Origin of the sequence: Oerskovia douganii (genome assembly GCF_015142735.1) — a bacterium.
Taxonomy (GTDB): domain Bacteria; phylum Actinomycetota; class Actinomycetes; order Actinomycetales; family Cellulomonadaceae; genus Oerskovia; species Oerskovia douganii.
In genome coordinates, this window is the sequence record NZ_JACSPN010000048.1 from 1 (window position 1) to 4,523 (window position 4,523).

Annotated in this window: 4 protein-coding genes; 2 read left to right on the forward strand and 2 right to left on the reverse strand. The window is 74.2% G+C overall.

Features of this window, described 5'->3' with window-relative positions:
- Positions 1 to 71: 71 nt before the first annotated feature.
- Positions 72 to 1,085 carry a hypothetical protein gene (locus H9623_RS19015; protein WP_227748927.1) on the reverse strand — a complete coding sequence of 338 codons (1,014 nt, stop codon included), beginning with the start codon at positions 1,083 to 1,085 and terminating at the stop codon, positions 72 to 74.
- A gap of 2 nt (positions 1,086 to 1,087) precedes the next feature.
- Positions 1,088 to 2,284: a hypothetical protein gene (locus tag H9623_RS19020; protein ID WP_193721567.1), complete on the reverse strand. Its 1,197-nt coding sequence runs from the start codon at positions 2,282 to 2,284 to the stop codon at positions 1,088 to 1,090.
- A gap of 242 nt (positions 2,285 to 2,526) precedes the next feature.
- Between H9623_RS19020 and H9623_RS19025 the strand changes: the two genes are divergently transcribed.
- Together H9623_RS19025 and H9623_RS19030 are read left to right on the forward strand one after the other, a co-directional pair.
- Entirely contained in the window at positions 2,527 to 3,927 is a 1,401-nt protein-coding gene (locus tag H9623_RS19025; protein WP_193721568.1) for a coiled-coil domain-containing protein, read from the forward strand.
- Positions 3,928 to 3,932: 5 nt separating this feature from the next.
- Positions 3,933 to 4,469, forward strand: coding sequence for a hypothetical protein (locus H9623_RS19030; RefSeq protein ID WP_227748928.1), 537 nt, complete (start codon positions 3,933 to 3,935; stop codon positions 4,467 to 4,469).
- Positions 4,470 to 4,523: the final 54 nt, after the last annotated feature.

The following is a 4,523-nucleotide window of genomic DNA, read 5'->3' on the forward strand; positions in this document are numbered from 1 at the left end:
CGCCCGCCGTGCGGCGGGCGACCGGAGCTGCCGATGGTACGGACGGCGACCGGCCCCGGGGGCCCCGGTCGTCAGGCGGTCGCGACCGAGGTGGCCACGTTCTCCATCCCCAGCACCTGGATCCCGGTGGTCGCGCCCGCGGGCGGGATGTACATCGCGACCATGGTCGTGTAGCCCACGTTGAGCACGTTCGTCGCCGGGGTGGAGCCGAAGATCGCCTTCTCGGTCTCCGAGCCCGGTGCGATGGTCCCGCCCGCCTCGACCGTGCGCGTCTCGAGGGCCGACAACCCGGCCACGACCATCGCGCCGCCGTCGGCCGTGCGCACGGCACGGGCCTGGTCGGGCATCGGTGTGAAGGTCATGGTCATGGTGCCCTCGGCCTTGGCCAGCTCCGTCATCTGCAGGGTCGCGTTGCTCGCGACCCACGCGCGCAGCGGGTCCTCCGCGAACGACGCGGCGAAGGCCGAGCCCGTCCCGAGGGTCAGGACGTCCGCGTACTGCGCCACGGCGTCCGCAGGGGTCACGAGGAGGGACGAGTCGTCCATGGGGACGGCCTCGCTGCCGACCGCAGCGCCCGCGAACGTGGGGAGGGTCGCGCTCGGGAAGAGGCGGACCCATGCCCACAGCTTGTAGGGGTCGCGGGCCGTGCCCTGCTCGTACGCCAGGAGGCGCGGGGACTGGAGGTCCTCGGGCTGGACCGTCACGGCGTAGGCCTGGCGGGGCCAGGTGTCCGTGGTCGTGATGATGTCCTGCTGGACGTCGGTCGGCAGCTGCGTGATCAGGCTTCCGTCGCCTCGCGCCGCGGCGACCGCGAGCTGGCTCGTGCGGAGCGAGAGCGCCGGGCCGGCGAGGCGGCTGCTGAGCTGGGAGGCGTCGTTGGTCGCACCGGCCTGCTCGAGCGCGGTCCCGACCGCCGTGCGCACCTCGGCCATCTGGTCGGTGGTCAGTGCGGGGACGGCCTCGCTGGGCGTCGGGTCGGGGTCGGGGGCGGGCAGCGGCGAGGTGCAGCCTGCGAGCAGGAGCGCACCGGCCACGGCACCGACCACTGCGGCCGTGCGGGTCGCGGAGCGGCGAGTCGTTCGCATGCTCATCGGTCTCCTCCGGTCGTGTCGGGGGTCTGGGACGGGTCGTCGTCGGACGTGGGTGGGGCGGCCTGCGTCTGGCCGAATCCCCAGGCCTGGCGCCAGGCGTCCGCCCGGGCGGCCGACCCGCCGGCGGCGCCCGCCTGCGGGTCGGTGGTGGGCGCGGGCACCACGGGCTGGGCCGCGGTCGCGTTCTTCTGCCGGCCGGGCACGACCGGGATCTGACCGGTCATCCACCGGGCGGCGCGTGGACGCTGGGAGCGTGCGGTCTCCTGGGAGGCGAGCTCGGACTCGATGCGTTCCCGCTCGGCCTTCTCCCGCAGCTCACGACGGGTCAGGCCCGCTGTCGCGACCGGCGCCGCGACCTGCTGGTGAGAGGTCGCGTCCGTGCCGGGCGCCGGGTCGGAGGCCGGCGGCGTGCCGGGCGCACCGTTCGTCGCCCCGCGGGAGCCGCCCCCCGTGCGCTTCGTGGTCGGCTTCGAGGAGCCGTCCTTCTTCTTCCTGCCACCGACGAACGAGACGACGCCGATCGCGAGCCCGGCGAGCAGGAGCAGCGTGCCACCGGCGATCCCCGGCCACTGCCACGGTGTCGAGACCTCGCGCGCCCAGGTCAGGGTGACCACGGGCGAGGCGGGGTCCTCGCCCGTCCCGGCGGCGAGCAGGCTCCACCGACCGGGGCGGTCGGACCAGCGCAGGCTGACCTCGCCGGCGCCCGCGGCCTCGGCGAACCACATGTCGGACCCCGCGGGGTCCACGCCGACGACGGGCGTCTCCACGGTGGCTTCTCCCGCGGGGACCTCGCCCTCCGCAGGGGTCTCGCCCTCCGCAGGGGTCTCGCCCTCCGCGGGTGCCGCCGCGACGGACCGCGTCGAGAGCGTCTCCCAGTCGGTGAGGCCCGTGATGACCGAGTGCGCGTCGGCGCCGACCCATCCCTCGACGTCGACCTCTCGCCCGATCACGAGCGTGACGGGCTTGTCGTCGGGGGTCTTGGCCGTGACCGTCACGTCACCGGCGACCATGTCGAGGACGCCGGGCTCGGAGAGGACCAGGGGCGACGAGCCGTCGGCGGAGGTCGAGGCGACCACCGTCTCGCTCTCGCGCCAGATCGTCGCCGAGGCGACCCCCGTGCCGATCCCCACCAGGCCGAGCACGATCAGGCCGGCGGCCAGGATTCGTTGAAGCACCGAGTTTCCCTTCGTCATGGACAATCCACAATAGAGGCGAACACACGTCTGGATCGAAAGTTCGCCGGATGGCGACGATCGCCCCAGACTCTTCACCAAGTCCTCGCGACACCCTGACGGTACCTATTCCGGGTATTCAGGACACAGCCAGGCCACGTATCCTGGTGGACGATCCACAGGTCGGGCTGCCGGTGACGCGCCGGCACCCCTCGCCCGACCCCCATGCTGGTGTGGACCAGCCCAAGGCGGAAGGTCGACCCGTGTCCGACGAACGCACACTGTTCCCCATCACCATGCGCGGCTACGACCGCATCATGGTGGAAGGCCAGCTGGCCAAGCTCGAGAAGGACCTCGAGGAGTCCCGACAGCGCGCGCAGGCGGCAGACGCCAAGGCCGCTCAGCTCACGTCGGACCTCCAGGACGCCCAGCGCCAGCTGCGCGAGTCCGACCGTCCGTCGTACGCGGGCCTCGGCTCGCGCATCGAGCAGCTCCTGCGGTCGGCCGAGGAGCAGTCCGCGGACATCCTGGCCCAGGCCAACGCCCAGGCCGTGGACATCATGTCCCGCGCCAAGGTCGCGGGCGGGCAGATCCGTTCGCGTGCTGAGAACGAGGTCGCCGAGCTGCTGTCGAACGCTCGTCGCGAGGCCGAGGAGATCCGGTCCACCGCCGCCGCGGAGACCGAGAGCACCCTGGTCGGTGCGCAGCGCCGCGCCGAGGAGTTCGTGGGGTCCGCCGAGCGCGAGGCCGCCCGGATCCAGAGCGCGCTGAACACCGAGGAGAGCGAGCGTCGTTCGAGCCTCGAGCGCGAGCTGGGCACCCTGCGCGCCCAGGTCGAGCGCGAGACCACCGAGCTGCGCGTCGCGACCGAGCGCGAGACCGCCGAGCTGCGCGCCCGAGTCTCGGCCGAGACCGCCGCGATGCGCGAGGCCGCCGAGCGCGAGACCACCGAGCTGCGCGAGACGACGCGCCGCGAGGCGGAGCGTCAGGTCGCGGAGGCCAAGCGGGCCGCGTCGGAGGCCGCGAACGCCGTGACGACCGAGATGGAGGAGCTGCGCGAGAAGGCACGCACGGCCCTCGCCGAGGCCGAGCTGGACATCGCCCGTCGCCGCGAGGAGGCCGAGCTCGAGAGCGCGGCACGCCACCAGGTCGCCAAGGAGGAGACCGACAAGCTCGTCGCGACGGCCGAGGCGCACGCGTCCGACGCCGAGGCCCGGGTCGTCTCGGCGCTCGAGCAGGCCGAGAAGGTCCGCACCGAGTCCGACGAGTACGTCAAGGAGGTCATCGCGACCGCCCGGCACAACGCGGACCGCGTGGTCGCCGAGGCCCGCGAGTTCGCCGAGCAGACGGTCGGGGACGCCAAGGCCGAGGCCGAGCAGCAGCGGGCCGCGGCTCAGCGCCAGCTCGAGGACCTCACGCGCCAGCACGAGTCGATCAACACGTACCTCGACGAGCTGCGTGGGCTCCTGGGCGACAGCGACGCGGTGGCCGCCAAGGCCAAGGGCGCTCCCCCGGCCGCGATCGCGGGCACGCCCGCGCAGCGCGCCCGCGCAGCCAACCTCATGACGGCCGAGTTCCCGCAGGTCGAGGCCGCGGAGTCGGAGGGCGAGGGGCAGGACCGTCCCGCCGAGCAGCCCGAGGCCTCGGCCCGCACCAAGGGCTGAGAACCATGACGACCGACGGCGACGGCACGGGGCGCACGGCTCCCGGGTCGTCGCCGTCGCCGCGTCCGGAGAGGGACGGCGACCGTGGTGGCGCCGCCGGTCCTCGGGCTCCGGCGACCGACGGGCCCGACGACGTCGCCGCCTGGCGCGCCCGGCGCACCGAGGCCGCGGCGCACCAGGCCGCCGAGCTCGAACGACGGCGTGCGCTGGAGTCCGCCGAGGCCGCGGTCCTGCTGCGGGAGTTCGTCGCGGAGGCCCAGCGCCGGGGTATCGCCCCGGTACCGCTCCAGGCACGCTCCTACGCGGGCGACGCGACGTACCGGACCCGCACGCTCGGCTGGTACCTGCGCAAGAACCGGACGCTCGCGGTCGGCACCGACGGATCGTTCTACGTCCTGAGCGTCCCGGGCGGCCTCTCGGCGCGTCTGCGGGGTGCGGTCCTCACAGCGTCGGACCCGCCGCTGGTGCTCGGCAAGGGCGGCCGCGACGGCGAGTCCATCTCCCTCGCCGACGCCCTCGCGCTCGTCCTCGAGCGCGGCTGACGGCGCCGCAGGCTCCCTCCGGCCCGACGGGTCGCGTGCTCGCGCGGTCGACCG

Excerpts from the sequence above, each read along its gene's own strand:
- H9623_RS19020 (WP_193721567.1), bottom strand. The coding sequence starts at position 2,284 with ATGACGAAGGGAAACTCGGTGCTTCAACGAATCCTGGCCGCCGGCCTG.
- H9623_RS19015 (WP_227748927.1), bottom strand. The coding sequence starts at position 1,085 with ATGCGAACGACTCGCCGCTCCGCGACCCGCACGGCCGCAGTGGTCGGT.
- H9623_RS19030 (WP_227748928.1), top strand. The coding sequence starts at position 3,933 with ATGACGACCGACGGCGACGGCACGGGGCGCACGGCTCCCGGGTCGTCG.